25 protein-coding genes and 1 riboswitch are annotated in these 25,501 nt (G+C 69.9%); of the genes, 9 read left to right on the top strand and 16 right to left on the bottom strand.

The annotated features are described in order from the left end of the window. Window positions 1-79 precede the first annotated feature (79 nt). The 8 genes from mnhG to ACWEMY_RS11735 form a co-directional block, all read right to left on the bottom strand. Entirely contained in the window at window positions 80-403 is a 324-nt protein-coding gene (mnhG, locus tag ACWEMY_RS11770; RefSeq protein ID WP_452389968.1) for a monovalent cation/H(+) antiporter subunit G, read from the bottom strand. Further along, window positions 400-660: a monovalent cation/H+ antiporter complex subunit F gene (locus tag ACWEMY_RS11765; RefSeq protein WP_375930901.1), complete on the bottom strand. Its 261-nt coding sequence runs from the start codon at window positions 658-660 to the stop codon at window positions 400-402. The genes mnhG and ACWEMY_RS11765 overlap by 4 nt, the downstream gene beginning before the upstream one ends. Next, complete coding sequence (locus tag ACWEMY_RS11760) at window positions 657-1,211, bottom strand: Na+/H+ antiporter subunit E (RefSeq protein WP_452389967.1); 555 nt, start codon at window positions 1,209-1,211, stop codon at window positions 657-659. The genes ACWEMY_RS11765 and ACWEMY_RS11760 overlap by 4 nt, the downstream gene beginning before the upstream one ends. Beyond that, complete coding sequence (locus ACWEMY_RS11755; RefSeq protein WP_452389966.1) at window positions 1,208-2,803, bottom strand: Na+/H+ antiporter subunit D; 1,596 nt, start codon at window positions 2,801-2,803, stop codon at window positions 1,208-1,210. Before ACWEMY_RS11755 ends, ACWEMY_RS11760 begins: the two co-directional genes overlap by 4 nt. Next, the gene (locus ACWEMY_RS11750) at window positions 2,800-3,183 is read right to left on the bottom strand and encodes a Na(+)/H(+) antiporter subunit C (protein ID WP_452389965.1); all 384 of its coding nucleotides are present in this window, start codon (window positions 3,181-3,183) and stop codon (window positions 2,800-2,802) included. The genes ACWEMY_RS11755 and ACWEMY_RS11750 overlap by 4 nt, the downstream gene beginning before the upstream one ends. Next, window positions 3,180-5,969, bottom strand: a complete 2,790-nt coding sequence (locus tag ACWEMY_RS11745) for a Na+/H+ antiporter subunit A (protein ID WP_452389964.1) — start codon at window positions 5,967-5,969, stop codon at window positions 3,180-3,182. Before ACWEMY_RS11745 ends, ACWEMY_RS11750 begins: the two co-directional genes overlap by 4 nt. Window positions 5,970-6,095: 126 nt before the next feature. Then, on the bottom strand, window positions 6,096-7,370 hold the full coding sequence (locus tag ACWEMY_RS11740; RefSeq protein WP_452389963.1) for a hypothetical protein: 1,275 nt from the start codon (window positions 7,368-7,370) through the stop codon (window positions 6,096-6,098). A gap of 41 nt (window positions 7,371-7,411) precedes the next feature. Further along, complete coding sequence (locus ACWEMY_RS11735; protein WP_452389962.1) at window positions 7,412-9,652, bottom strand: AAA family ATPase; 2,241 nt, start codon at window positions 9,650-9,652, stop codon at window positions 7,412-7,414. Window positions 9,653-9,749: 97 nt separating this feature from the next. On the opposite strand from ACWEMY_RS11735, the gene ACWEMY_RS11730 reads away from it, so the two are divergent. Then, window positions 9,750-10,118 carry a hypothetical protein gene (locus ACWEMY_RS11730; RefSeq protein ID WP_452389961.1) on the top strand — a complete coding sequence of 123 codons (369 nt, stop codon included), beginning with the start codon at window positions 9,750-9,752 and terminating at the stop codon, window positions 10,116-10,118. Here the strand turns inward: ACWEMY_RS11730 and ACWEMY_RS11725 are convergent. The 5 genes from ACWEMY_RS11725 to ACWEMY_RS11705 form a co-directional block, all read right to left on the bottom strand. Then, on the bottom strand, window positions 10,115-10,462 hold the full coding sequence (locus ACWEMY_RS11725) for a UBP-type zinc finger domain-containing protein (RefSeq protein ID WP_375930877.1): 348 nt from the start codon (window positions 10,460-10,462) through the stop codon (window positions 10,115-10,117). The genes ACWEMY_RS11730 and ACWEMY_RS11725 overlap by 4 nt on opposite strands. A 131-nt stretch (window positions 10,463-10,593) precedes the next feature. Beyond that, complete coding sequence (locus ACWEMY_RS11720; protein ID WP_452389960.1) at window positions 10,594-12,033, bottom strand: ATP-binding protein; 1,440 nt, start codon at window positions 12,031-12,033, stop codon at window positions 10,594-10,596. Between the two features lie 7 nt (window positions 12,034-12,040). Beyond that, entirely contained in the window at window positions 12,041-13,708 is a 1,668-nt protein-coding gene (locus ACWEMY_RS11715) for an FAD-dependent oxidoreductase (protein ID WP_452389959.1), read from the bottom strand. 26 nt (window positions 13,709-13,734) lie between these two features. Next, the gene (locus ACWEMY_RS11710; protein WP_452389958.1) at window positions 13,735-13,926 is read right to left on the bottom strand and encodes a hypothetical protein; all 192 of its coding nucleotides are present in this window, start codon (window positions 13,924-13,926) and stop codon (window positions 13,735-13,737) included. A gap of 187 nt (window positions 13,927-14,113) precedes the next feature. Further along, entirely contained in the window at window positions 14,114-15,142 is a 1,029-nt protein-coding gene (locus ACWEMY_RS11705) for a beta-ketoacyl-ACP synthase III (protein ID WP_452389957.1), read from the bottom strand. 239 nt (window positions 15,143-15,381) lie between these two features. Between ACWEMY_RS11705 and ACWEMY_RS11700 the strand changes: the two genes are divergently transcribed. The 6 genes from ACWEMY_RS11700 to groL all read left to right on the top strand — a co-directional run bounded on the left by ACWEMY_RS11700 (window position 15,382) and on the right by groL (window position 21,330). Further along, window positions 15,382-15,654: a GlsB/YeaQ/YmgE family stress response membrane protein gene (locus ACWEMY_RS11700; protein ID WP_278261907.1), complete on the top strand. Its 273-nt coding sequence runs from the start codon at window positions 15,382-15,384 to the stop codon at window positions 15,652-15,654. Window positions 15,655-15,723: 69 nt separating this feature from the next. Next, complete coding sequence (locus ACWEMY_RS11695) at window positions 15,724-16,437, top strand: phosphatidylserine decarboxylase (RefSeq protein ID WP_278261715.1); 714 nt, start codon at window positions 15,724-15,726, stop codon at window positions 16,435-16,437. Then, window positions 16,434-17,306: a CDP-alcohol phosphatidyltransferase family protein gene (locus ACWEMY_RS11690; protein WP_452389956.1), complete on the top strand. Its 873-nt coding sequence runs from the start codon at window positions 16,434-16,436 to the stop codon at window positions 17,304-17,306. The genes ACWEMY_RS11695 and ACWEMY_RS11690 overlap by 4 nt, the downstream gene beginning before the upstream one ends. Window positions 17,307-17,623: 317 nt before the next feature. Next, window positions 17,624-18,709, top strand: coding sequence for an NAD(P)/FAD-dependent oxidoreductase (locus ACWEMY_RS11685; protein WP_452389955.1), 1,086 nt, complete (start codon window positions 17,624-17,626; stop codon window positions 18,707-18,709). A 53-nt stretch (window positions 18,710-18,762) separates the two neighbouring features. Beyond that, window positions 18,763-19,491 (top strand): Clp protease N-terminal domain-containing protein, encoded by a 729-nt coding sequence (locus ACWEMY_RS11680; RefSeq protein WP_452389954.1) that lies wholly within the window; start codon window positions 18,763-18,765, stop codon window positions 19,489-19,491. Between the two features lie 213 nt (window positions 19,492-19,704). Continuing rightward, window positions 19,705-21,330, top strand: a complete 1,626-nt coding sequence (gene groL, locus ACWEMY_RS11675) for a chaperonin GroEL (protein WP_452389953.1) — start codon at window positions 19,705-19,707, stop codon at window positions 21,328-21,330. A 166-nt stretch (window positions 21,331-21,496) separates the two neighbouring features. On the opposite strand, the gene ACWEMY_RS11670 is transcribed toward groL, so the two are convergent. Beyond that, complete coding sequence (locus ACWEMY_RS11670; protein WP_452389952.1) at window positions 21,497-22,219, bottom strand: DUF6585 family protein; 723 nt, start codon at window positions 22,217-22,219, stop codon at window positions 21,497-21,499. A 240-nt stretch (window positions 22,220-22,459) separates the two neighbouring features. Here ACWEMY_RS11670 and ACWEMY_RS11665 point away from each other — a divergent pair, with 240 nt between their 5' ends. Next, window positions 22,460-23,236, top strand: a complete 777-nt coding sequence (locus tag ACWEMY_RS11665; RefSeq protein ID WP_452389951.1) for an alpha/beta fold hydrolase — start codon at window positions 22,460-22,462, stop codon at window positions 23,234-23,236. Here the strand turns inward: ACWEMY_RS11665 and ACWEMY_RS11660 are convergent. Beyond that, on the bottom strand, window positions 23,233-24,174 hold the full coding sequence (locus ACWEMY_RS11660; RefSeq protein WP_452389950.1) for an SMP-30/gluconolactonase/LRE family protein: 942 nt from the start codon (window positions 24,172-24,174) through the stop codon (window positions 23,233-23,235). The two genes, ACWEMY_RS11665 and ACWEMY_RS11660, sit on opposite strands and share 4 nt — an antisense overlap. A 114-nt stretch (window positions 24,175-24,288) precedes the next feature. Between ACWEMY_RS11660 and ACWEMY_RS11655 the strand changes: the two genes are divergently transcribed. Continuing rightward, window positions 24,289-24,738: a MarR family winged helix-turn-helix transcriptional regulator gene (locus ACWEMY_RS11655; protein WP_375930831.1), complete on the top strand. Its 450-nt coding sequence runs from the start codon at window positions 24,289-24,291 to the stop codon at window positions 24,736-24,738. Window positions 24,739-24,788: 50 nt separating this feature from the next. Here ACWEMY_RS11655 and ACWEMY_RS11650 read toward each other — a convergent pair whose 3' ends face one another. Beyond that, entirely contained in the window at window positions 24,789-25,241 is a 453-nt protein-coding gene (locus ACWEMY_RS11650; RefSeq protein WP_452389949.1) for an SRPBCC family protein, read from the bottom strand. 144 nt (window positions 25,242-25,385) lie between these two features. Then, window positions 25,386-25,501: riboswitch (SAM riboswitch) on the top strand.

Genomic DNA, 25,501 nt, shown 5'->3' with positions numbered 1-25,501 from the left:
ACGGATTCTCGGCCGCCTCGCATCCGAGGGGTGAGACGTCCCGGCGAAGCCGAAGTATCGCCCCTCGGATGCGAGGCCCTCAGGGCCGAGAATCCCGCGGCCCCGGCCGCAAATCAACACTGCGTTGTTCGCGGTAGGCGGTGCGGCCGATCAGGTGCGCGATCACCGGGGCGGTGATGATGGTGAACAGGGCGGTCAGGACCAGCATCCAGACGTTGATGTCGTCGCGGATGTCGATGCCGGTGCCGATCAGCACCAGGATCAGGCCGACGACCTGCGGTTTGGTCGCCGCGTGCATGCGGGTGAGGGTGTCGGGGAAACGCACGATGCCCAGGGCCGCGGTGAAGGCGAACACGCAGCCGGTGAGGATCAGGATCGCCGAGATCCACTCCCAGAACGTCATCGGTCGTCCCGGACGCGGAAGCGGGAGACGGCGGCCGAGCCGAGGAATCCGACCAGGGCCAGCGCGACGATCGCCGGGATGACGGTGGTATCGCCGCTGTAGGCGGCCCAGACCGCCAGCCCGCAGGCGGCGATGGCCATCAGCGAGTCGATGCCGACCACCCGGTCCAGCGTGCTCGGCCCGGCCAGCACCCGGTAGCTGGTGATCACCGCGGCGGCGACCAGCAGGGCGCCGGCGATCACGGCGACGACGGTCACGATCGCACCTCCGATGCGGGGTCGATGCGGCGGCGTTCGCCGGGACGCTCGAAGGTGTCGATCATCAGGCCCTCCAGCCGCCGGGTGATGCGATAGAACTTCTCGACCGCCGCGTCGCTGCCCACATCGAGGACGTGCACGTAGACCACGCAGCGCGGCCGGTCCAGCTCCAGCACCATGGTGCCGGGGATGAGATTGAGCAGGTCGGTGCACATCACCAGCACCAGATCGGACTGGAAGGCCAGATGCACCCGCAGCACCCCGGACACCGGCGGGCCCGAGGGCCGGATGCTGAACCAGGCCACCTGCAGACTCGACTCGAGCGCGTAATAGGTACTGACGACGATCAGCTTCAGGAACGACAGCGGATGGAACCACCCGGCGACCGGGATCAGCGGCAGCGGCAGCGCGAAGACCACGACCACCGCGACCACCAGCCCGGCGACCATATTGGCGATGCTGAGATCGCCCCACAGCGCCACCCAGACCGTCGTCAGCCAGATCAGCACGCCGATGCGGATGGCATTGTCGCGGTTGATCAGTCGACTCATCGCGGCTCCGGTCCCAGGACGGAATCGATGTAGACCGACGGATCGTGCAGATCGTCGGCCGCGCGTTCGGCGATGCCGAGCACCGGCCCGGCCAGTACGGTCAGCGCGAGCCCGGCCACGATCAAGCTGATGGTGGCGACGGTCATCAGCACCGGCATGCGGCCGGGATCGGTGCGGTCCTCGTAGTGCACATCGGTCGAATCCTCGACCAGGGTGGGCAGATTCGCCGCCGTGAGATGGCCTTCCGGCGCCTCGGCGCGAGGACGCCAGAACGCCTTGCTCCACACCCGGGCCACCGCGTACAGCGTCAGCAGGCTGGTCACCACCGAGCCGCCGACCAGGACCCAGGCCAGCACTCCGCCGTTGGCGGCGCCTGCCTCCAGCAGGGCCACCTTGCCGATGAAGCCCGAGAACGGTGGGATACCACCGAGATTGAGCGCCGGGATCAGGAACAGCACCGCCAGCAGCGGACTCGCGGTGGCCAGCCCGCCGATCCGGCGCAGCGACACCGACCCGGCCTGCCGCTCGATCAGGCCGACGGCCAGGAACAGCGCGGTCTGCACCAGGATGTGGTGGGCCACGTAGAACACCGCGCCGGTGAGCCCGGCCGTGGTGGCCAGGCCGATGCCGAACATCATGTAGCCGATGTGGCTGACCAGGGTGAACGAGAGCAGGCGGCGGATGTCGTTCTGGGCGATGGCGCCGAGGATGCCGATCAGCATGGTCGCCAGGCCGCAGACCAGCAGGATGTTGTCGAAGGCGCCGTCGGGGAACCACAGGCTGTGCGTGCGGATGATCGCGTACACACCGACCTTGGTGAGCAGGCCCGCGAACACGGCGGTCACCGGGGCGGGGGCGGTGGGGTAGGAGTCGGGCAGCCAGCTCGACAGCGGGAACACCGCCGCCTTGATCCCGAAGGCCACCAGCAGCACCGCGTAACAGGCCGCGCGCACGCCGTCGGGGATGGCCTCCAGCCGCAGCGCCAGCTGCGCGAGATTCAGGGTGCCGGTGGCGCCGTAGGTGAGCGCGATGCCGATCAGGAAGATCAGCGACGACACCATCGACACCATCACATACGCGATGCCGGTGCGGATGCGCGCCTCGGTGGCACCCACCGTGAGCAGCACGAACGAGGCCACCAGCAGCACCTCGAAGCCGACGAACAGGTTGAACAGGTCACCGGCCAGGAAGGCCTGCGAGACACCGGCGGTCAGCACCAGGTAGGTGGGCCGGTAGATGGAGGTGGGCTGGTTGTCGTCGCCGTCGGAGATGTTCTGCCCGGCACCGTAGATCGACACCACCAGCAGCACGAACGCCGACACCAGCAGCATGGCGGCGCTGAGCCGGTCGACCACCAGCGTGATGCCGATCGGTGTCGGCCAGCCGCCCACCTGCACCGCGGTGGTGCCGTCGCGGTCGGCCAGGTACAGCAGCAGCGCGCTGATCACCAGCACGCTCGACAGGGCGGTCAGCGAGATCAGCGATTGCAGGCGCGGACGGCGGCCGAAGATCAGGGTGGCCGCGGCGCCGAGCAGCGGCACCAGCACCGGCAGGGCGGCGAGGGTGGGCAGCAGCTCGGGGGACAGGGTCACTGTTCGGGGTCCTCCAGTTCGCGGCGGCTGGCGACCTGGGTGTCCTCGGGGTCGTTGACGACGTCCTCGGTGGTGGTCAGCATGTAGGAGCGGTAGGCCAGCGCGAGTACGAAAGCGGCCAGGCCCATGGTGATGACGATGGCGGTGAGCACCATGGCCTGGGCCAGTGGGTCGGCCATGTCGCCGGGGGAGGTGTCCGAGCCGCTGAGGATCGGTGGTTTGCCGTCGGGGCCGCCCATCGTGAGGAGCAGCAGGTTCACCGCGTTGCCGAGCAGGATCATCCCGAGCAGCATCTTCGAGACCACCCGCTCGAGCAGCAGGTAGACCCCGCACGCGGTGAGCGCGCCGATGGTGATGAGCACAACGAGGTCGGCGGTCATGCCAGTTCCTTGTCCAGGCGGGCGCCGAGGCTGCGCAGTACGTCGAGGACCAGCCCGACGACGACCAGGTAGACGCCGAGGTCGAAGAATGTCGCGGTGACCAACTTGATGTGCCCCAGCAGCGGCAGCGTCACCTCGATGATCGCCGAGGACAGCGGCGGCGCGCCCAGCAGCAGCGAGGCGGTCGCGGTGCCCGCGGCCAGGGTGAGACCGGCGCCGAGCAGGTGTCCGGCGTCCACCGGCAGCGCCTCGCCGAGTTCGTAGCGGCCGCCCGCCAGATAGCGCAGGGTCAGCGCGAGCCCGGCGACCAGGCCGCCGGCGAAGCCGCCACCGGGGGCGTTGTGACCGGAGAAGAAGAAATACACCGACAGCACCATGATGGTGGGGAAGATCAGCCGGGTGGTGATCTGCAGGACCATCGAGCGGTCGCGCCGGTCGACCAGGCGCGCGGCGGGCAGCCAGGACACCGCGTCGGGGTCGTAGTTCGGGGAGTCGGCCGCGCGCGGCGCGCTGCCGAAGCGGCGGCTGCGGAACACCAGCGAGGCCACGCCGGTGGCGGCCACCACCAGCACCGAGATCTCGCCGAGGGTGTCCCAGGCGCGGATGTCGACCAGCAGCACATTGACCGCGTTCTTGCCGCCGCCGATCGTGTAGGCCGCCTCGGGGATGGCGTGCCAGATGGGTTCGGCGCGGCGCGCGGCGGTGGCGAAGGCGGCCAGCACCGACACGGTGACGCCGACGCCGATGGCCAGCAGCGCCCGGCGGATCTTGAACGCGGTGGCGTCGTCGTCGGCGATCTCGGCGGGGAAGGCGCGCAGCACCAGCACGAACACCACGAGAGTCAGTGTCTCGACCAGGAATTGGGTCAGGGCCAGGTCGGGCGCGCCGTGCAGCGCGAAGATCACACCGCAGCCGTAACCGGTCACCCCGACGACGAGCACGCTGGCCAGGCGGTTGCGCAGCACCGTCGCGGCCAGCGCCATCGCGATCATGATCGCGCCGACCCCGGCCTGCAACGGCGAATCCCACAGCCGCAGTTCCACACCCGTGCGGGTGCCCGCCGCGAGCAGCACCGTCGGCAGCACGATCAGGGTGCCGAGGATGGCGGCCTGGCTGGCGGGCAGCGAGCCGGACTGCACGGTGCCGGTGATGCGCATCGAGAGCCGGTCCATCGCGCGCAGCGCGCCGTCGTAGGCGCGGTCGGCATTGCCCAGGCGCGGGTGCGCCGGTTCGCCGATCCGCTTGCGGATGAGGAACAGCGCGACACCGGCGGCGATGATGCCCCCGGTGAGCATGAGCGGCCAGGTGAGGTCGTGCCAGAGCGCCAGGTGCAGGTCCAGTCCGCCGGGCAGGGTGGCCGCGTAGGGGCTCAGCCACCGGTCGACGGCCTGCGTGTCGAGCCCGCCCGCCAGCCCGCCCAGCGCGAGCAGCGCGGGCGGCCCGAGCAGCAGCGCGCCGGGCGCGTGCCAGGTGGTGACCACATCGGGCCCCTCGCTGACACCGAAAGCGCCCCAGACGAATCGGATGCTGTAGGCGACCGTGAACGCCGAACCCACCGCGATGCCCGCCAGCAACGCCAGGCGCGCGGGCAGACTCAGGTTGTCGGCCGACCACACCGCGGTCAGCGCCGTCTCCTTGCCGACGAACCCGAGCAGCGGCGGCAGCGCGGCCATGCTCAGCGCGGCCGCGATCGCGATCGCGCACAGCACCGGCGCGCGCTTGCCGAGCCCGGACAACCGGCGCAGATCCCGTGTCCCCGCACCGTGATCGATGATGCCGACCACCATGAACAGGCACGCCTTGAACAGCGCGTGCGCCACCAGCAGGGTGATTCCGGCCAGCGCGGCATCGGGGGTGCCGGTGGCCATCATCGTGATCAGCAGACCCAGCTGGCTGACCGTCCCGAACGCCAGCACCAGTTTCAGGTCGTGCACCTGGATCGCGCGCCAGCCCGCCAGCAGGATCGAGGCCACACCCAGCGGCAGGATCAGCACATGCCACGGCGGGGTCTGCGCGAGCGCGGGCGCCAGCCGGGCGATCAGGTAGATACCGGCCTTCACCATGGCGGCCGCGTGCAGGTAGGCGCTCACCGGAGTGGGCGCGGCCATCGCGCCGGGCAGCCAGAAGTGCAGCGGCACGATCGCGGATTTGCTCAGTGCGCCGATGACGACCAGCACCACGCCCACCGACACCGCGCTCCCGGTCGGTGGCGAGCTCGCGGCCAGCAGGTCCGAGAACAGGAAACTGCCGTAGCGCATCCCCAGGATGACGATCCCGACCAGCATCGCCAGCCCGCCCGCTCCGGTCACCAGCAGTGCCTGGATGGCCGCGCGCCTGCTCACCGCCCGTTCGGCGTAATGGCCGACGAGCAGGAACGACAGCACCGTCGTGATCTCCCAGAACACGTACATCAGCAGCATGTTGTCGCTGGTGACCAGCCCGAACATGGCTCCGGCGAAGCCCATCAGCTCGGCGGCGAAGACACCGAGCCGGGCTTCGTCGCGGCCGAAATACCTGCCGCAGTAGGCCATGATCAGCGCGCCGATGCCGAGCACCAGCGTGCACATCACCGCGGCGAGGGAGTCGAAGCGCAGGTCGATGTCCATCGAGATCTGCGGCGCCCACTCGATCCGGGTGCTGACAGTGGTGCCCCAGTGCGCGACGACCCAGCCGAGACTGCCCAGCGGAACCAGCGCGAGCAGGTAGAAGGCGTTGCGGCCCAGGGCTCGTACGCACAGCGGGGCCAGCAGCGCGGCCAGCGCGTGGACGAGCAGTACGGCGAGCAATCCCCCTCCGGCGGGTCGGTTTGCGGTCGAGTAGCGCGTGCTCGATCCTACGGGCGATCACGGCCGGTCGCGGGGTAGGCCGGTTGTCGCGTCGGCCATGTCGCGGGGCGCCGGGCTATGACCCGGCTATGTTTCGGCGGTACTCGGCGCCGGCGCGGGACGGATTCGCAGCAGCAGCCACAGCGCCGCCGCCGAGCCCGCGGTGATGGCCAGCGCGGCGCGGCTGGGGATCGTCTCGTCGACCGGGGTGCCGCCGATCGGCCAGTTGCGGGCCTTGGTGGGGATCACCCACATGACCGTCGGCAGGTACAGCGCGCCGAGACCGAGGACCGCGCAGGGCAGGTAGCCGACCCGGATCGCGCCGAAGGCGTACCCGGAGACGAAGGCCAGCGCCGAGACCCCGAGGCCCCAGGCGAGCGACCACGGCAGATGCTGTTCCACTGCGGCGTAACCGCACAGCACGGCCGCGCCGGCGAGCACCACCCACGCCGAGGACCACCGCAGCCCCAGCAGCACACCGGTCGTGGCCAGTACCAGCACGGCCACGAGGTACCAGCCCATGTGCTGGGAATCGGCCATCGTGTCGGCCGCCGCGGACAGGCTCACCGCCACCAGCACCCAGGTGCCGTCGCGGGCGGGCAGCAGCAGCGCTGCCACGAACGCGGCGAGCACCGTGGCCGTCACGGCGATGCCGATCTGCCAGGAATTGCCCACCCGCCCGTCGAATTCGTGGGCCAGCCATTCCGAGGCCAGCAGCACCGACAGCGCCAGCACGGTCGCGGCGATGATCGGGGTGATCGGCAGGTCGGCCGCGATCCTCGGCAGCGCGGGCAGCATCACGCCGTGCCGGTGCCGCACGGTGTTCACCGCCAGCAGCACCACGGCACCAAGCACCAGCCAGGCCGGTGTGGAGATCGATTTCTCGGCATTGAGCGTATTGGTGCTGAACGCCGAGACCAGCTCGCCGTAGACGAACACCACCACGGTGCCGACCCCGAACCCGACCGCGGGCCAGCGCCGCCGCAGCGAGCACACACCCAGCGCGCCGAACAGCGCGCCACCGCTGAGCGCGTCGATGTAGTTCTGGGTGGTGAGTACGTCGGCGTCGGAGATGGTGAGGCCGACGAAATAGTTGGCGGCCAGGATCGCGGAAGCGCAGGCGGCCGTCAGCCAGACCAGGCCGGGCCGGTTGAGCGGGCGCACCAGCACCGCTACCACCACGGCCACGATCAGCCCGAGCGCGGCCGCCCTCGGCACGCTGTTGACCAGGCTGGTGACCCGGTACGGCGAGCCGATCGCGGTGGCGGTGGCGAAGGTGAAGGGCAGGAACAGCGCCATACCCGCGGCCGCGGCACCAGCGAACGCCGTGACCGCGTCCAGTCCATCCCCAACTCTGGGCACCTCTCCGACGATACCGGCGAATCCCCGGTTATCCGCCGAAGCTAGGCCCTGCTCTCCGCGTAGCGCCGCAGCGACTCCACCTGGGCCGGGTCCAGCGACGGGCGGACGGTGGCGCGGGCGGCGGCCACGTCCTCGGCGGTGACGTCGGCGGCGGTCATGTCGCGGCGCAGCGCCGAGAGGGCGGCCTCGCGCAGCAGGGCCGAACAGTCGGCGGCGGAGTAGCCGTCGAGGTCGGCGGCCAGCGCGGGCAGGTCGACATCGGCGGCCAGCGGCACCGAGCGGCCCGCCGTGCGCAGGATCTCGAGGCGCGCCTCGGCGTCCGGCGGCGGCACGAAGACCAGCCGTTCGAGCCTGCCCGGCCGCAGCAGCGCGGGATCGATCAGCTCGGGGCGGTTGGTCGCCCCGAGCACGACCACATCGCGCAGCGGTTCCACCCCGTCGAGTTCGGTGAGCAGCGCGGCCACCACCCGGTCCGACACCCCGGAGTCACTGCTCTGCCCGCGGCGCGGGGCCAGCGCGTCCACCTCGTCGAGGAAGATCAGCGACGGCGCCGAATCGCGCGCCCGCTGGAACAGTTCGCGCACCGCCCGCTCCGAGGACCCGACCCATTTGTCCATCAGCTCAGCGCCTTTCACCGCGTGCACGCTGAGCTGTCCGGTGCCGGCGAGCGCGCGCACCAGGAAGGTCTTGCCGCACCCGGGTGGCCCGTAGAGCAGCACGCCGCGCGGCGGGTCGATGCCGAGGCGGGCGAAGGAATCGGGGTGCCGCAGCGGCCACAGCACCGCCTCGGTGAGCGCCTGTTTGGTCTCGACCATGTCGCCGACATCGTCGAGATCCAGCGAGCCGATCGCCAATTCCTCTGTCCCCGAACGCGACAGCGGACGGATCACCTCGAGCGCGCCGACCAGATCGTCCTGGGTGAGTTCGGGATCGGTCTGGTCGCGGCTGGCCCGGCCCGCCGCGCGCACCGCGGCTTCGCGGCACAGCGCGGCCAGATCGGCGACCACGAAACCCGGTGTGCGCGCGGCGATCGCGTCGAGATCGAGGGTGCCCGCGGGAACCTTGCGCAGCAGCTGTTCGAGCAGGGCGCGGCGCACGGCGGCCGTCGGCAGCGGCAGGGCCAGTTCGCGATCGCACAGGTCGGGTGCGCGCAGCCGCGGGTCCACCTGGGCGGGATGGGCGGTGGTGACCAGCAGCGCCACACAGGGTGCGCGCATGGCGGCCCGCAACTGGTCGAGGATGAGCGTGGCGACGGGCTCGGACTCCGCGGGCAGCAGCGCGTCGACATCGGTGATCAGCAGAATCCCGCCCTGTCCGGCGCCCACGTCGGCCACGGCCTCGGCGACCGCGCGCAGCCGGGCGCCGCTCTCGATCGCGCCGACCGCGGGCCCGTCGAGTTCGACCAGCCGCCGCGGCGCGGCCACCGCCCTGGCCAGCGTCGCCTTGCCTACTCCGGCAGGCCCGGTGACCAGCACACCCAGATGCGCGGGCGCGCCCAGCGTCTTGAGCAGTTCGGGTTCGTCCAGGGCCAGGCTCAGCCATTCGGCCAGCTTGCTCGCCTGCCCCTGCACCCCGGCCAGTTCCTCCACCGCGATCGGCGCGCTGCCCGAACTCACCGATACCGCCGCGAGCGTGGGCTGGTCCGGTTCGCCGTCGCGTTCTCTGGCGTGCAGCGCCGCGGCCGGACCGCTACCCCAGCCCACCGCCGAATTGGGTTGCACACTCACCGGCCCCGGCATCGGCTCGATCCCGGTGACGGTGAGCAGCTCGGTGGTCCAGGCGATGCCGAAGGTCCGCGACAGCGCCTGGGTGGCGGCGGCCGAACTGATGTCGGGCCCGAGATCGCGCGGCAGCAGCGAGACCGTGTCGCCCACGGTGACCACCTTGCCCAGCAGCGCCTGACGCAGCGTGGCCGCGGGCACGCTGGCCATCGCGTGCGCCGAACCGCTCAGGGTGAGCTGCTTGGCGCCGTACACCGTCACCGGGGCGACGGTCACCGCCGCGTTCTCCCGCAAACCCACATTCGACAGCGTCACATCGTCGAGCAGGGCCACCCCCGGCGGACTGCCCGCGGGCGCCTTGGCCACCACCGCCGCGGTCCGCCGGGCGCCGATCAGCGCGATACCGTCCCATTCGCGCAGGCCGAGCGCGGTGAGCGTCTCGGGGTGCAGGCGCACCACCCCGCGCCGCGCGTCGGCCGCCGAGGGATTGAGCCGGGCGGTCAGCGAAAGTTCAGCCACCGTGCCATTCTGCCGTCGCCGCGCCCGATGCGCCCGGATCATCAGGAATCGATTGGCTCATGACAAGGCCGAAGTCGGTACAGTGCACCGGACGCGCCGGAGGTGCCGGCGCCGTGATCCACCCGGGGAAGTCATGCAGATGAACCGAATCTCCCTCGCCGTCCTCGCCGCCGGGGCGCTCACCCTGACCTTGGCCGGCTGCGGTTCCGGTGACGACTCCGCCGACGACGCCAGCGGCCTGCGCAAGGGCACCCCGTCGGCGAGCGTATCGGCGACCACCACCGCGGCCCCCACCACCCAAGCCGCCGCGGGCGGCATCACCTGCGCCGAGTTCAAGACCCTCGACACCGAGGGCGAGAAGGCGGCCATCGAGAAGCTCCTGGCCGACAACCCCGGCGGCCCCTTCGAGGGCAGCCCGAATGTCGCGCTCGGCACCGCCAAGCTCGTCTGCCTCGCGCCGGGCAATGCCGACAAGACCGTCGCCGAGGCTGCCGGGATCAAGCCCTAGTGGATCTGTGACTGCCAGTCGGCGGGCACCCGATCGGCCGGTCCCGGCACGGACTGACCGATCGGGTGACTCGTCGGCGCGGCCAGCTCGGGCCCACCGCTGTACATCTCGCTGGTGGTGAAGTTCCAGAACCAGTCCTCGCCGGGCTCGTAGCTCTGCACGAAGGGATGCCCGGTCGAGGCGAAGTGCTTGGTCGCGTGCTGACTGGGCGAACTGTCACAACACCCCACGTGCCCGCATTCGGCGCATCGGCGCAGATGCACCCACCAGCCGCCCGCCGCCGTGCATTCCGCGCACCCCGGCCCACTCGGCGCCGCGCCCACATCGATCCCGTCTTCCGACATCCCGACCTCCGTATCATTGGCGGCTGGCGCCGCGGGTTCTCGGCCTGTTCCCTTGATCTTCCCTCCCGCCGGGTACTCCCTCGTCGCACCCTCTGGTCAGTCCAGATCAAGGCGGCCGAGAACCGGTGGGTCTACTGTTCTGCGGATTCTGCCTGCGGGTTCAGCGGTAGCCGGACGATGAAACGCGTGTCGCCCGGTTCGGATTCGACCCGGATGTCGCCGTGGTGTTTGTTGACCACGATCCGGAAGGAGATGTCGAGTCCGAGGCCGGTGCCGTCACCGACCGGCTTGGTGGTGAAGAACGGCTCGAAGATGCGGCCCTTCGCCTCGGGCGCGATGCCCGGTCCGGTGTCGCCGATCTCGACGGCGGCGCAGTCGTTCTCCTGATAGGTGCGCACGGTGAGGGTGCCCTCGCCGTTCATCGCGTAGACCGCGTTGTCGATCAGATTGGTCCACACCTGGTTGAGCTCGGCGGCGAAGCAGGGCAGCGGGGGCAGCGTGCGGTCGTAGTCCTTGACCAGGCGCACCCCGTCACCGAGTTTGCGGTTGAGCATCACCAGCGTCGAGTCGAGCAGTTCGTGCAGGTCAACCACCTGATAGGGCGCGCGATCCATCTGCGAGTACTGCTTGGCCGCGCCGACCAGGGTGGAGATGCGGGTGGTGGAGTCGGCCACCTCGTTCATCAGCAGCTCGGTCTCGATGGTGTAGTTCAGCCAGCGGATCGCGCCCTCGAACACCTGCGCCCGGCACGATTCGAGGGTGGCCTGCACGCCTTCGAGCCAGTCGATGTCGAGCCCGGCCTGCACGAAGGTGGGCGCGAGGTTCCAGCCGTCGGCGATGCCCTGGTCGGTGAACCAGTCGGCCAGCGCGTCCTCCCGGTCGGCGGCCTCGAGCGGGCTGAGATCGGGTGCCTTGGCGACCCGCTCGGCGGCCTGCTCCTGCAACTCGACCAGCTGCACCAGGGCGTCGGCCGGGAACTTGCCCTCGGCCATCATCTTGAGCTTGTGCCGCATCCCCGCCACCCGCTCACGCAGCCCGGCGGTGGCCCGCACCGCCGCGGCCGCCGGATTGTTGAGCTCGTGGGTGAGCCCGGCCGACAGCGACCCGAGCGCCAGCAGCCGCTCCCGCTCGGCGATGCGCTGACTGGACTTCTGCCCGCCGAAGAAGGCGCCCTCGAGCAGGTGCACCGCCATCGGGAACCACTCGGTGACCATCCGCCCGAAATCCGCCGCCGCCAGCACCAGGAACCGCGACCGCCGCTCGACATACATCGACCCCGCGTAGTCCTGGCTCACCTTGTCGCCGAGGTAGGCCATCCACGCGCCCGCGTACACCCCACGGTGATCGGTGCGGTTGACCTCGATCTCGATACCGCCGGAGAGCTTGGTCAGCCGAACCTCGCCCTCGATGAGCACATAGAAGCAGGTGGCCGGGTCGCCCTCGCGATAGACCTGCCCCGGCTCGATGTACACGATCTCGCCGACCGCGCACAGCTGGGCCAGCTGCTCGTCGTCGAGCTTCTCGAACAGGAACAGCGTGCGCAGTTCCTCCGGATCACAGATCAACCCCATGTCACTCCTAGGCCAGATACCGGTGGACGAGCATGACCGCCATCGCGCCCTCGCCGACGGCGGAGGCGACCCGCTTGGCGGATTCGGCGTGCACGTCACCGGCCACGAACACGCCCGGCACGCTGGTCTCCAGATGATGCGGCGGCCGTGGCAGTTCCCAGCCCGGCGGGCGGGCGCCGTCGACCATCAGGTCGGGCCCGGCCAGCACATAGCCCGCCTCGTCGCGCACCACCACACCGTCGAGCCAGCCGGTCTGCGGCGCGGCGCCGATGAACAGGAACAGCCGCGATGCCTCCACCTTCTCCTCGGTACCGGCGTCGTTGTCGCGCAGGATGATCCGCTCCAGGTGGTCGTCCCCATCGACGCCCACCACCTCGGTCCCGGTGCGTACCACGATGTTCGGGATCTGCGCGATCTGCTGGATCAGGTAGTGCGACATGGATTTCTCCAGCGAGTCACCGCGCACCACGATGTGCACGCGACGGGCGTTGCGCGACAGGAACACCGCCGCCTGCCCCGCCGAATTGGCCCCGCCGACGATGTAGACGTCCTGGTCGGCGCAGTCGGCGGCCTCGGTCATCGCCGAGCCGTAGAACACACCGCGCCCGGTGAATTCGTCGACCCCCGGCGCCGGATGACGCCGGTAGTCCACGCCGGTCGCGATCAGCACCGTGTGCGCGCACAACCGCCCGCCGTCGGCGAAACGCACCGTGCGCGCCGATCCGTTGATCTCGAGCCCCACCACATCGCGGGTGGTGATGATCTCCGCGCCGAACTTGTTGGCCTGCCTGCGCGCCCGGTCGGCCAGCTGCGCGCCGGAGAGCCCGTCGGGGAACCCGAGATAGTTCTCGATCCGCGAACTCTGCCCGGCCTGTCCGCCGGTCGCCGTGCGCTCCACCAGCACCGTGCGCAGGCCCTCCGACGCGCCGTACACCGCGGCGCCGAGCCCGGCCGGTCCACCGCCGACGACGATCAGATCGTAGAAGTCCCCGCTGGGTTGCACTGCGAGCCCGACGTTTTCGGCCAGCTCGCTGTCGGTGGGCTGGATCAGCGCGTCGCCCGCCGGGGTGATCACCACCGGACAGGTCAGCGGATCGGCGCCCGCGGCCTCGAGCAGACGGGTGCCCTCCGGTTCGTCGGCGGGGTACCAGCGATACGGCAACTGGTTGCGCGCCAGGAACTCCCGCACCTGCGAGGAACGCGGCGACCAGCGGTCACCCACCACCTTGGTCTCGTGCACCGGCCGCTGCTCGGCGCTGCGCCAGGCGTCGAGCAGCCCGTCGAGGACCGGATAGAGCTTCTCCTCCGGCGGGTCCCACGGCTTGAGCAGGTAGTGGTCGAGATCGATGACATTGATCGCGTCGATCGCGGCATTGGTGTCGGCGTAGGCGGTCAGCAGGACCCGGCGGGCGTAGGGATGCAGGTCCATGGCCTGCTCCAGGAACTCGATGCCGTCCATCCCGGGCATCCGGTAGTCGGCGATCAGCACCGCCACGGGCTGTCCGCGCAGCTTCATCTCGCGCAGCGCCTCGAGCGCCTGCGGTCCGGACTCCGCGCGCAGGATCCGGTAGTCGGCGCCGTAGCGGCGGCGCAGATCGCGCACCACCGCCCGGGAGACCCCGGGATCGTCGTCAACGCTCAGAATGGCCGGTTTGGTTACCGCGGGTGTGCTCACTCCTCGAGTATCCCCTCTGCGTGGGGTCAGAGCTGATTGTGCAGCACCAGGTCGAGCTCGGTGGGGGTGAGCAGGCGTTCGAGGCGTTCCTCGCGTTTGCGGCGGGTGCCCTGCGGCACGAACGCGTCGGGCAGCGCGAAGCCGTCCTCGGGGTCGATGGTGGGCAGCACGGGGACATGGTCGATGTGCCTGCGGGGCAGGAGTGAGCGCAATTTCACGGCCGATCACCTCGGGTTGACGACGGGAACGCCGGGCTGAACGGCTTCGGTCAGCGCGTCGATAGCGAAAAGTTTGCCAGCAGGCCCGATGTGGTGCAACCGGGACAAGGTGGACACGGCGAGCCGACGCGCCGGTGGCCCGCGTCGTCGCAGGCCACCGGGTTTTCGGCGAGGAGTGATCCGTGGATCACTGCCAGTCGGGCAGCGTGACAACCTGTGCGGCGTAGGACAGTCCGGCGCCGAAGGCGATCAGCAGCGCGGCGTCGCCCGGCTTGGATTCGCCCTTGCGCAGCAGCGCCTCCATGGCCAGCGGGATCGATGCTGCGGAAGTGTTGCCGGATTCCTCGATGTCGTTGGCCAGCGCGCAGTTCTCCGGCAGCTTCAGCACCCTGGCCATGATCTCGATGATCCGGCCGTTGGCCTGGTGCGGGATCATCGCGTCCAGGTCGTCGGTGGTCAGGCCGGCGCGGTCGATCGCGTCGCGGCACACCTTCTCCAGCGAATGCGCCGCCCAGCGGAACACCGCGGTGCCCTCCATCGTGAGGTAGGGCCGCACCGCGTCGGTGCCCAGCTCGTCGATCTCGGTGAAGAACTCCATCCAGTCCTTGGTCTGGCGGATGGCGTGGTGCTGGGTGCCGTCCGAGCCCCACACGGTCGGGCCGATGCCCTGCTCCCGGGCGGGCCCGACCAGCACCGCGCCCGCGCCGTCGGCGAACAGGAAGGCGGTGGAACGGTCGGTGAAATCGAGCGCGTCGGTGAGCCGTTCGACGCCGATCACCAGCACGTGCTGGGAGGTGCCCGCGCGCACCAGATCCGAGGCCATCCCCAGCGCGTGACAGAACCCGGCGCAACCGGCCGAGATGTCGAACGCGGCCGCGCCGGTCATCCCGAGCTCGGTCGCGATGCGCGGGCCCACCGCGGGTGTGAGCAGCAGATGGGTCGAGGTGGCGACGATGACGCAGTCGACCTGATCGGCGGCCACCCCCGAGGCGGCGATGGCGTCGCGTGCCGCGGCCACGCTCATGCTCTGGATGGTCTCCTCCGCCGAGGCGAAGCGGCGGGTCTTGATTCCCGACCGGGTGCGGATCCACTCGTCGCTCGAGTCGATCGGCCCCGCGATCTCGTCGTTGGTGACCACCCGGGCGGGGCGGTAGACGCCCAATCCGAGAATTGCGGTGTGCTCCGCCCCCGTCGTCTGGGCGATTCGAGCAGCCATTGTGCGTCTCCTATGTACCTGTCAACCTGCGGTTGCACCGCCGGGTGTACCCGAGCCATCGAAATCCGTGCCGCATCGCCCGTTGCCCGCGCGTGGACAACATGTGAACGCGAAGACATGAGGCGCCCTCATATTAGCCTGCCGATGTTGGAAAGTCGTGTCTTATGTCACAACTGCTCGGGGGTATACCTTGGAGACGAGGCGATTGCTCGCCTGCCCATCGAGGGATCGAGGACACCATGCTCGGACTCGGCATCATCAGCTGGATCATCATCGGCGGTCTCGCCGGATGGATTGCGAGCAAGTTCATGAAGACCGACGCGCAGCAGGGCATCCTGCTCAATATCGTCGTCGGTGTCGTCGGCGGCCTGCTCGGCGGCTTCATCCTGAGCCTCTTCGGCGTCGACGTCGAAGGAGCCGGCTGGATATTCAGCTTCTTCACCTGTCTGGCGGGCGCCTGCGTCCTGCTGTACCTGGTGAAACTGTTCACCGGACGTAAAGCGGCGCACTGACCACGGGTGCAACCTGCGCGGTTCCCGTAAGGTGTGAGCGCTGTTGTCGTCACACGAAAGAGGGAACCCGTGGCCCGCCGCCCCACCCCGCCCGGCACGCCCGAGACCACCGGAGTCGGCCATGTCGTCGACCTGGTGCGGGCCGCCGTACCCCCGCTGCACCCCGCCGGCCTGCCGTTCGTCGCGGTGCCGCTGGCGGTCGCGGTCGTCGGCGGGAAGAACAAGTGGGTGCGCCGGGCCGGGCTGGCCGCGGCGGGCGCCTGCGCGGCGTTCTTCCGGCACCCGCACCGGGTGCCGCCGAACCGTCCCGGCGTCGTGGTCGCGCCCGCCGACGGTGAGGTCGCCCTGGTCGACACCGCGGTGCCGCCCGCCGAGCTCGGCCTGGGCGATCAGCCGCTGCCGCGCGTGAGCATCTTCCTGTCGGTGCTCGACGTGCACGTCCAGCGCGTGCCCGTGTCCGGGACCGTGCGCGAGGTGCTGCACCAGCCGGGGCAGTTCCTCTCCGCCGACCTGCCCGAGGCCTCCGACGCCAACGAGCGCAACAGCATGCTCATCGACACCGCCGACGGCAAGCAGGTCGTCGTGGTGCAGATCGCCGGACTGATCGCGCGCCGCATCGTCTGCGACGCCCGCGTCGGCGATGTGCTCACCATCGGTGACACCTACGGCCTGATCCGCTTCGGCTCCCGCGTCGACACCTATTTCCCGGTCGGCACCGAACTCCTGGTGAACCCCGGCCAGCGCACGATCGGGGCCGAAACCGTCCTGGCTGTGCTGGGATGATCGAACAGGCGCACTCCTCGCGACGTAAGCGCCCCCGTTCGGTGCGTCTGCTGCCCAGCGTCGTCACCATTCTCGCGCTGTGCGCCGGCCTGTCCGCGGTGAAGTTCGGCCTCGACGGCGAGCTGGGCATCGCGCTGGCGATGGTCGGCGCCGCCGCCGTGCTCGACACCCTCGACGGCAGGCTCGCGCGCATGCTCGACGCCACCACCAAGATGGGTGCGGAGCTGGACTCGCTCTCGGACGCGATCTCCTTCGGCGTTGCCCCCGCGCTGGTGCTCTACGTGACGCTGCTCGACGGCTACAGCGCGGGCTGGATCGTGGCCCTGCTGTACGCGGTGAGCCTGGTACTGCGCCTGGCCCGCTTCAACACCCTGCTCGACGACGACTCCCGCCCCAACTGGGCGCGGGAGTACTTCGTCGGCGTCCCCGCCCCGGCGGGTGCGCTGATCGCCCTGGTCCCGATCGCGCTGAAAGTGCAGTTCGGTGACGGCTGGTGGGACGGCTTCACCTTCGTGGCCGCCTGGACCATCTTCGCGGCCCTGCTGTGCGTGAGCACCATCCCCACGCTGGCGATGAAGTCGGTCTCGGTGGCTCCGCAGGCCGCCGCGGGCCTGCTCGTGCTGACCGCACTGGCCGCGGCCCTGCTGGTGACCTACCCGATCGTGCTGCTGCTGATCCTGGTCGCCCTGTACCTGGCGCACATCCCGTTCGCCTGGCGCTCGGCGCGCTGGGTGGCCGCACGCCCGGAGACCTGGCAGCACAAGCCCGCCGAACGACGTGCCCAGCGCCGCGCCCAGCGCAAGATGCCGGGCATCCGCCGCCCGGCTATCCGCGGATCGGCGCGCCTGAGGCTGCGCAGACCGCGGTAGTTCCCGGATCGGTGCTGGTCAGCGGTTCGACTCGTCGGTCACCAGGCGGTAGGCCATGTAGCCCATGAACCAGACAGTGAGGGCAATCGCCGAGTAGAAGAGCACTTCGATCGCGGTAACAAGCATGAGAGGTTGTTCCTTTCCGGGTACCGGGGTTGTCCATACTCTAACGGCCGCCGAAAACCGCTCGATCACCCCCGACGAGCTGCGTTTCCCGGCCGCCGCCGAGTCGTGACCCGGATCACGGCGCCGGACTGTCACGAAACCGGGGGCTGTGCGGTCTGGTTGGTGTCGGCGTTGTCGAGAGGAGCCACATCATGACCGGTCAGCAGCGAATCGTGGTACTGGGCGCGGGGTACGCGGGCCTCGCCGCCGCGCGCGGACTCGCCCGCTCGGTGCGCGGCGCGCGCGTCACGGTGGTGGACGCGCGTGCGGAGTTCGTCGAACGGGTGCGCCTGCACCAGGCCGTCGCTGGACAGCAGGTCGGGCGCTGGGACCTGCGGGAGATGCTGGGGAACAAGGGGATCGAGTTCGTCCAGGCGGAGGTCGTCGAGCTGGACCCGGAGGCGGAGCTGATCCGCCTCGGCACCGGCGCCGAACTCGGCTACGACACCCTGGTCTACGCGCTGGGCAGTGCCGCCGACCGCGTGAGCGTGCCGGGCGTGGCCGAGTACGCGCGAGCGCTGGCGACCCCCGAGGACGCGCGGACCCTGCCCGCCGGACCGGTGGTCGTGGTCGGTGCTGGGGCGACGGGCATCGAGCTGGCCGCGGAACTGGCCGAGACACACCCGGATTCCGCGGTGACGCTGCTCGGCGCGAGCTCGCCCGGCGCGTGGCTGTCGGCCCGCGCCGCGGACCTGATCGCGGGCACGCTGTCGGATCTCGGTGTCACGATCCGCTCCGACGCCGAGGTCGCCGAGGTGCTGCCCGACGGGGTGCGCCTCGTCGAGGGCACCGTCGTCCCCGCCGCCACCGTCGTCTGGACCGCGGGTTTCACCGTCCCCGATCTGGCGCGTCGCGCGGGCCTCGACGTCGACGACTACGGCCGCGTCCGCACCGACGACACCCTGCGCTCGATCTCCCACCCCACCGTCTACGCCGCGGGTGACGCGGCCCTGATGGCCGGTCCCGGCGACCGCCCGCTCCGGATGGCCTGCGCCACCGCCATTCCCACCGGCGGTTACGTCGCCCGTGCCATCGCCCGGCGCGCCCGCGGCGCCGAACCGGAGCCGATGCGCTTCCGCTACTACCTGCAGTGCTTGAGCCTGGGCCGCCGCGCCGCCGTCATCCAGGTGCTCACCGCCGACGACCGCCCGGCGAGAACCGTCCTGCGCGGACGCCTCGGGGCGCGGGTGAAGGAACTCATCGTGCGTGGCGCGGCCTTCTCGGTGGGCGCCCGCTGACCAATCGTCAACCAACGGTTGACGCACAGGAATCGTCAACCTAGAGTTGACGCATGAGCACTCCCAACTTCCGCCTCGACGATCTGATCGACGGCATCAAGAAGGCCCGCCCCGACAATGTCCTCGACCAGCTCAGCGATGCCGTGGTCGCCGCCAACCATCTCGGCGAGGTGGCCGATCATCTGATCGGCCACTTCGTCGACCAGGCCCGCCGCTCCGGCGCCTCCTGGACCGATATCGGCGTGAGCATGGGCGTCAGCAAGCAGGCCGCGCAGAAGCGATTCGTCCCCAAGCAGCCCGGTGACGCCGCCGCCATGGACCCCCAGGCCGGCTTCGCCAAGTTCACCGACCGGGCCCGCCAGGTGGTGGTCGGCTCGCAGGAGTCGGCGCGGGCGGTGTCCAATGCCCGCATCACCCTCGGGCATCTCATCCTCGGGCTGATCGACCAGTCCGAGGGTCTGGCCGCGCGCGAGATCGTGGCGCGCGGGGTCTCGCTCGACGCGGTGCGCGACGCGGCCACCGCGACCCTGCCCGCCCCCGACGCCGAGGTGCCCGCCCTCATCCCGTTCGACGGCGAGACCAAGAAGGTCCTGGAGCTGACCTTTCGCGAGGCATTGCGCCTCGGGCACAACTACATCGGCACCGAGCACATCCTGCTGGCCCTGCTCGAGCAGGAGAACGGCACCGGCGTGCTCAGCGGGCTCGGCCTGGAGAAGGCGCAGGTCGAATCGGATCTGGTGGAGTTGCTGGCCGCTTTTCTGAAACCCGCCGAAGGGGAGTGACATCGGGACCGACCTTGCACTCTCGGTCCCCGAGTGCTAAAAATGCCTTGGCACTCTCGACTGTTGAGTGCCAGGTCGGGACGGTGAGACCGGGTTCCATCGACACCCTCGGTCGTCCGTCGCGGGCACCGCACCTGGCCAGCGTAACTTGGGACGATCCAACCTGTGGTCGTCTCGTGTGTCAGCCATAGACATGTGGAGGATCTCAACGCAATGGCCAAGACAATTGCGTACGACGAAGAGGCCCGTCGGGGTCTCGAGCGGGGTCTGAACGCCCTCGCCGACGCTGTCAAGGTGACGCTGGGCCCGAAGGGTCGCAACGTCGTGCTCGAGAAGAAGTGGGGCGCCCCCACGATCACCAACGATGGTGTGTCCATCGCCAAGGAGATCGACCTCGAGGACCCGTACGAGAAGATCGGCGCCGAGCTGGTCAAGGAAGTCGCCAAGAAGACCGACGACGTCGCGGGCGACGGCACCACCACCGCCACCGTGCTCGCCCAGGCGCTCGTGCGTGAGGGTCTGCGCAACGTCGCGGCCGGTGCGAACCCGCTGGGTCTGAAGCGCGGCATCGAGAAGGCCGTCGAGGCCGTCACCGCCAAGCTGCTCGACACCGCCAAGGAGATCGACACCAAGGAGCAGATCGCTGCTACCGCTGGTATCTCCGCCGGTGACGCCGCCATCGGCCAGCTCATCGCCGAGGCGATGGACAAGGTCGGCAAGGAAGGTGTCATCACCGTCGAGGAGAGCAACACCTTCGGGCTCCAGCTGGAGCTGACCGAGGGTATGCGCTTCGACAAGGGCTACATCTCCGGTTACTTCGTCACCGACCCCGAGCGTCAGGAAGCGGTCCTCGAGGACCCGTACATCCTGCTGGTGTCGTCGAAGATCTCGACCGTCAAGGACCTGCTGCCGCTGCTGGAGAAGGTCATCCAGGCCGGCAAGCCGCTGCTGATCATCGCCGAGGACATCGAGGGCGAAGCCCTCTCGACCCTGGTCGTGAACAAGATCCGTGGCACCTTCAAGTCCGTCGCCGTCAAGGCCCCGGGCTTCGGTGACCGCCGCAAGGCCCAGCTCGCCGACATCGCCATCCTCACCGGTGGCGAGGTCATCAGCGAAGAGGTCGGCCTCTCGCTGGAGACCGCGGGCATCGAGCTGCTCGGCCAGGCGCGCAAGGTCGTCGTCACCAAGGACGAGACCACCATCGTCGAGGGCGCGGGCGACGCGGAGGCCATCAAGGGCCGCGTGGCGCAGATCCGTGCCGAGATCGAGAACTCGGACTCCGACTACGACCGTGAGAAGCTGCAGGAGCGCCTGGCCAAGCTGGCCGGCGGCGTCGCGGTGATCAAGGCCGGTGCCGCCACCGAGGTCGAGCTCAAGGAGCGCAAGCACCGCATCGAAGATGCCGTGCGCAACGCCAAGGCCGCGGTCGAAGAGGGCATCGTCGCCGGTGGTGGCGTGGCCCTGCTGCAGGCCGCCCCGGCGCTGGAGGGCTTCGAGGGCCTGACCGCCGACGAGGCGACCGGTGTCAACATCGTGCGCGTCGCGCTGTCGGCTCCGCTGAAGCAGATCGCCTTCAACGCGGGTCTCGAGCCCGGCGTCGTCGCCGAGCGCGTGTCCAACCTGCCCGAGGGCGAGGGCCTCAACGCCGATTCCGGCGTGTACGAGAACCTGCTGGCCGCCGGCGTCGCCGACCCGGTCAAGGTCACCCGTTCGGCCCTGCAGAACGCGGCCTCCATCGCGGCCCTGTTCCTCACCACCGAGGCCGTCGTCGCCGACAAGCCGGAGAAGGCCGCCCCCGCGGGCGACCCCACCGGCGGCATGGGCGGCATGGACTTCTGATCTCCTGATCAGCTAGTTCTCGCGAGCCACGAAGGCCGATCCACTCCCGAGTGGGTCGGCCTTCGTCGTGGCCGAAGAGATCGACGATACGAATCGAACGCTGTGGATCACACAGGCCGGTACCGCGCATCTGAAGCAGACCGATCGCCGTCGGTAGGTCCGGGGATCAGCCGACCGGGGTGAGGCGGAGGCGTTCGGCCAGTTCGTTGAAGATGTAGAAGTTGGGGATGGTGCTGACGGGGGCCAGGGAGCGCCAGGTGCCCGCGAGTTTGATGCGGATGTGGCCGCTGCGGGCGTCGATGAGCTGGATGTTCTCCCAGCCGAAGGCTTCGCCGTGGAAGGTGAGCGCGTCCAGGGACAGGCCGAGGTCGCCGAAGGTGACGGTCTCGCCGTCGTCGATGGCGGCGACCGCGGCGGGGAGCTGGGTGGCGGTGACCGAGGACTGGATGGCGCGGGCCCATTCGCGGGCGCGCGCGAAGCCTTCCTCGTCGATGGTGGCCTCGGCGCCGGGGCCGGTGAGTGTCAGCAGGTAGGTGACGGCAGTGGTGTCGTGGAAGGGGATCGTCTCCTGGCGGACTTCGATGCTGTCCCAACGGAACCCGGCCACCCGCTGCCCGGACCGGTACACCGTCACTCCGTAGTCGAACAGGTCGATGCGCGCGGCCCGGTTGCGCCGGTTGATCATTCCGCGCCGCATGGCCAGCAGCACCGGCACCGCGGCCATCACCAACAGCGCGATCCCGCCCTGCCAGGCGCCGACCCCCACACAGATGACTCCGATGGTGGCGATGGTGCCCGCGATGATTCCGCAGCCGCGCACGAAGGTGTCGTCGGCGGGGGCGGCGAGGAAGGTGTCACGGTGCGCGCCGAGGTGCTGATACTCGGCCATCAGGTGTATGAGCTGGGTCAACGGCACCCGGTGCCCGGCTTCGGTTATGTCCTCCGGCCTGTTCGGAGTGATCACTGGTCCCTCCAAGAGGCGTTTCATCCGCGGCGAAGCGTATTCCACCCGGCCGATAACCGCCACCGTTGCACGTCCCGGCATCGCGGTCCCGCACGGAATGCACTGCTACGCGGGGCGAACGCCGCTGTAGAGGGGGTATGACAGCGGTCCGGATAGGCTGGTCGGGTGCTGTTTCTGGACGAGGGACCGACAACCGCCGCGCCGATCGTGTGCCTGCACGGCATCCCCGGCTCGGTCGACTGGTTCGCGGCCGTGGCCGAACGGCTGACCCCCGAATACCGGGTGATCCGCGTCGACCTCCACGAACAGGGCGCGCTCTCCGGCGATTTCGCCGCCGAGTCCAGGGTGGCGCCGGTCTTGGAACTGCTCGACGATCTCGCCCTGACCGAGGTGACGATCGTGGGCCACTCCTTCGGCGCCGAACTGGCGCTGGCCGCGGCCGCCCGTTCGCCGCGCGTGGCCAAGGTGGTGGTGGTCGGTCAGGCCCCGGATTACGTGGCCGCGAGCATCCCCGCCGCCGCGCGCTGGGTGGTCCGGCCGTGGTCGGTCCGCCTGGCCCAGCGCTGGACACCGAGCGTGGTGATCCGGCTGGCCAACCGCACCGCCTTCGCTCCGCGTTTCCGCTGGGGTTCGGCGCCCGGCCTGGCCGACGCGGCGGTGCGCGACTTCCGCATCGCGGTCCCCGCTGCCCTGGCCTACGCGGTCGGCGCCCGCGCCGAGGATTTCGCCGCCGATCCGCTCGACGCCCGCGCCGCCGCCCTGACCCAGCCGGTCCTGGCCGTGCACGGCCGCCACGACCAGCTCTACGACAGCACCCAGACCCTGGCCCGCTACGCCGCGGCGGGCGCGCGCACCCACCTGGTGGAGCACGCCGGTCATTCCCCGCAGGTCGAACAACCCGACGAATTCGTCTCTGTCCTGCGCGAATTCGTCTCCGGCTAGAGCCCGTCGACCGCCGACACCACGAACGGCCCCGGCGTTCCCTCCGCACCCAGCGGGCCACCCTTGTCGAACTGCGAGGAGACGATCAGCGCCCGATCGCCCACATGCACCATGGTGGTGGGGATGTTCAGGGCGGGGTCGCGGAATTCGCTCTCGCGGGTGGCCGTGGCGCCGTTGTCGGAAAGGGTCCACCGGCTGATCGTGTGATCGGTGTTGTGGACCACCCACAGGGTGTCGTCCCGCAACTCCAGTCCGTCACCGTGGCGCGCGTCGCCACCGACCAGGCTCACCCGCTGAACCGGGCCACCGGTGAGGTCGACGCGATACAGCTCGCCCGCCGACATCGCCACCACCAGCAGATAGTTCCCCGCCCGGTCGACGACGATGCCGTTGAGTTCGCGCGCCCCCGCGGGCCCGAGATCGGCGGCGACCGCGAATTCGCCACCGCCCGAACGCTGTTGCTCCGGTGACACCCGATAGACCACATTGCGCACACTGTCGGTGAGATAGGCCGACCCGTCACCGCCGAAGTCCAGATCGTTGACGAACCGCGGCTCGTCACCGGGCACGGTGAACCGGGCCAGCAGCGCTCGCGACCCGGTGTCGTACACCGCGACCCCCACCCCGGAATCGATCACCCACAGCCGCCCCTCGGCGTCGACCTTCACCCCGTTCGCGGTCGCGCGCCCGTCCGCGCCCGCGGGCAGGAACACCTCGGCGCGCGTCGCCCCGGCCGCGGCGCGATAGACCGACCCGTCGGCGAACGACCCCACATAGGTATCGCCGGTGCGTGCGTCGAGCCCGATCCCCTCGGGATACACGGCGGTCCCGGGCAGCTCGTAGGCAGTGCTGAGCGTGACGGCGGCAGCGGGTTCGCCGCACCCCGTGACGGCCAGGCAGCAGGCGGCCAAGGCGACAACGGCGGTGGTCCTGATCATGATGAAGCCTCTCAGTGAGGTAAATCCAGACATTCAATGATGAGCAGAAACATAGATTAGAACCTTTATGATCGTCAAGATAGTTATCGAATGACGACCGGATACCATGCACCCATGACGTCCATGCCCGCCGCCGACCGGCTCGGTTCGTACCTCAAGCGCGCCGAACAGGCCCTGATGGCGACCAAGACCGCCGCGCTCAAACCGGCAGGCCTGACCGTCCCGCAGTACAGCGCCCTGCTGAGCCTCGCCGAGCACCCCGGCATCTCCGCCGCCGCGCTGGCCCGGCTGGTCGGCGTCACCCCGCCCACGATGAACACCGTCCTGACCAACCTTCAGGACCGCGGCCTGGTCGAGCGCACGCCGCACGAATGGCACAAGAACATCCTGGAAACCCGGCTCACCGAGGCAGGCCGGGAACTCACAGCCGACGCCGACGTCCGCGCCATCGCGGTCGAGCGCACCCTCGCGCAACGCTTCACCGCCGAGGAGCTGACCGCGCTCACCGCCATGCTCGTCCGCACGGCGGAAGCACTCGACGAGATCCGCGCCGACCTGCCCTGAAACGACGAGAGCCCGCCGGAAGCATCCGGCGGGCTCTCGCGACGAGTGGCCTAGCGTTCGGCGGCGGCCTTCACCCGTGCCAGGGTCTCCTGCATGCCCGAGACCAGGTCGGCCTCGAACTTGTCCTCACCACCGGCGGCGGCGTTGACCAGCGTGCGCACGGGGGCGGGGATGCCCTTGGGGTCGACGGTGCGGGTCTCCACCACGCGGGTGCCGCCCGCGGTCGGCTCGAGCTCGTAGCGCCACACGGTGCGGTTCTCCAGCATCCGGAAGGCCAGGGTCTTGTTCGGCTCGAACGCGACGATGCGCGAGGTGGTCGGCCACACCTTCCAGCCGTCCTTGTTGACGTTCACCGTCAGCGCGCCGACCCGCACTCCGCCCAGCGCGATCATCTTCAAAGTCGTCGGGCTCAGCTCGGGCATCCGCTTGAGATCGGCGAGCACCGCCCACACCTTCTCCGGCGATGCGGCGATGTCGATGCTGGCTTCGAGATTGTTCGGCAACGTTGCCTCCGGGATCGTGTGACGTTCGGTAACGCTCAGCATAGGCGCCCGCGACCGGCCGATCCTCGTACCGTGGGTGGATTATTTGCACCCTGCTCCGAACGCTGTTCAAAAATATTGCGGCCGAATACCTTTCGATGCGACGGTCACGAGTTCCAGCATCGAGCCCCGGCTAGCTGGGCGGCAACCCTCCATCGGCGGCGGGGTGCTCCGGGTGACGACCGGATGGTGAGGCGTCTTGCTCGCCATAAGCGTCCTTC

It is taken from the genome of Nocardia sp. NPDC004415 (assembly GCF_053602435.1).
The sequence above is the reverse complement of the archived record's forward strand: the minus strand, read 5'-3'. Positions and strand labels throughout refer to the sequence as shown.

Bases quoted from the DNA above. Each gene is read 5' to 3' on its own strand.
- ACWEMY_RS11655 (WP_375930831.1), top strand. From the start codon at position 24,289: ATGACGTCCATGCCCGCCGCCGACCGGCTCGGTTCGTACCTCAAGCGC.
- ACWEMY_RS11725 (WP_375930877.1), bottom strand. From the start codon at position 10,462: ATGTCGGAAGACGGGATCGATGTGGGCGCGGCGCCGAGTGGGCCGGGG.
- ACWEMY_RS11705 (WP_452389957.1), bottom strand. From the start codon at position 15,142: ATGGCTGCTCGAATCGCCCAGACGACGGGGGCGGAGCACACCGCAATT.
- mnhG (WP_452389968.1), bottom strand. From the start codon at position 403: ATGACGTTCTGGGAGTGGATCTCGGCGATCCTGATCCTCACCGGCTGC.
- ACWEMY_RS11700 (WP_278261907.1), top strand. From the start codon at position 15,382: ATGCTCGGACTCGGCATCATCAGCTGGATCATCATCGGCGGTCTCGCC.
- ACWEMY_RS11760 (WP_452389967.1), bottom strand. From the start codon at position 1,211: ATGAGTCGACTGATCAACCGCGACAATGCCATCCGCATCGGCGTGCTG.
- groL (WP_452389953.1), top strand. From the start codon at position 19,705: ATGGCCAAGACAATTGCGTACGACGAAGAGGCCCGTCGGGGTCTCGAG.
- ACWEMY_RS11730 (WP_452389961.1), top strand. From the start codon at position 9,750: ATGAACCGAATCTCCCTCGCCGTCCTCGCCGCCGGGGCGCTCACCCTG.
- ACWEMY_RS11660 (WP_452389950.1), bottom strand. From the start codon at position 24,174: ATGATCAGGACCACCGCCGTTGTCGCCTTGGCCGCCTGCTGCCTGGCC.
- ACWEMY_RS11680 (WP_452389954.1), top strand. From the start codon at position 18,763: ATGAGCACTCCCAACTTCCGCCTCGACGATCTGATCGACGGCATCAAG.
- ACWEMY_RS11735 (WP_452389962.1), bottom strand. From the start codon at position 9,652: ATGATCCGGGCGCATCGGGCGCGGCGACGGCAGAATGGCACGGTGGCT.
- ACWEMY_RS11670 (WP_452389952.1), bottom strand. From the start codon at position 22,219: ATGGCCGAGTATCAGCACCTCGGCGCGCACCGTGACACCTTCCTCGCC.
- ACWEMY_RS11690 (WP_452389956.1), top strand. From the start codon at position 16,434: ATGATCGAACAGGCGCACTCCTCGCGACGTAAGCGCCCCCGTTCGGTG.
- ACWEMY_RS11750 (WP_452389965.1), bottom strand. From the start codon at position 3,183: ATGACCGCCGACCTCGTTGTGCTCATCACCATCGGCGCGCTCACCGCG.
- ACWEMY_RS11685 (WP_452389955.1), top strand. From the start codon at position 17,624: ATGACCGGTCAGCAGCGAATCGTGGTACTGGGCGCGGGGTACGCGGGC.
- ACWEMY_RS11720 (WP_452389960.1), bottom strand. From the start codon at position 12,033: ATGGGGTTGATCTGTGATCCGGAGGAACTGCGCACGCTGTTCCTGTTC.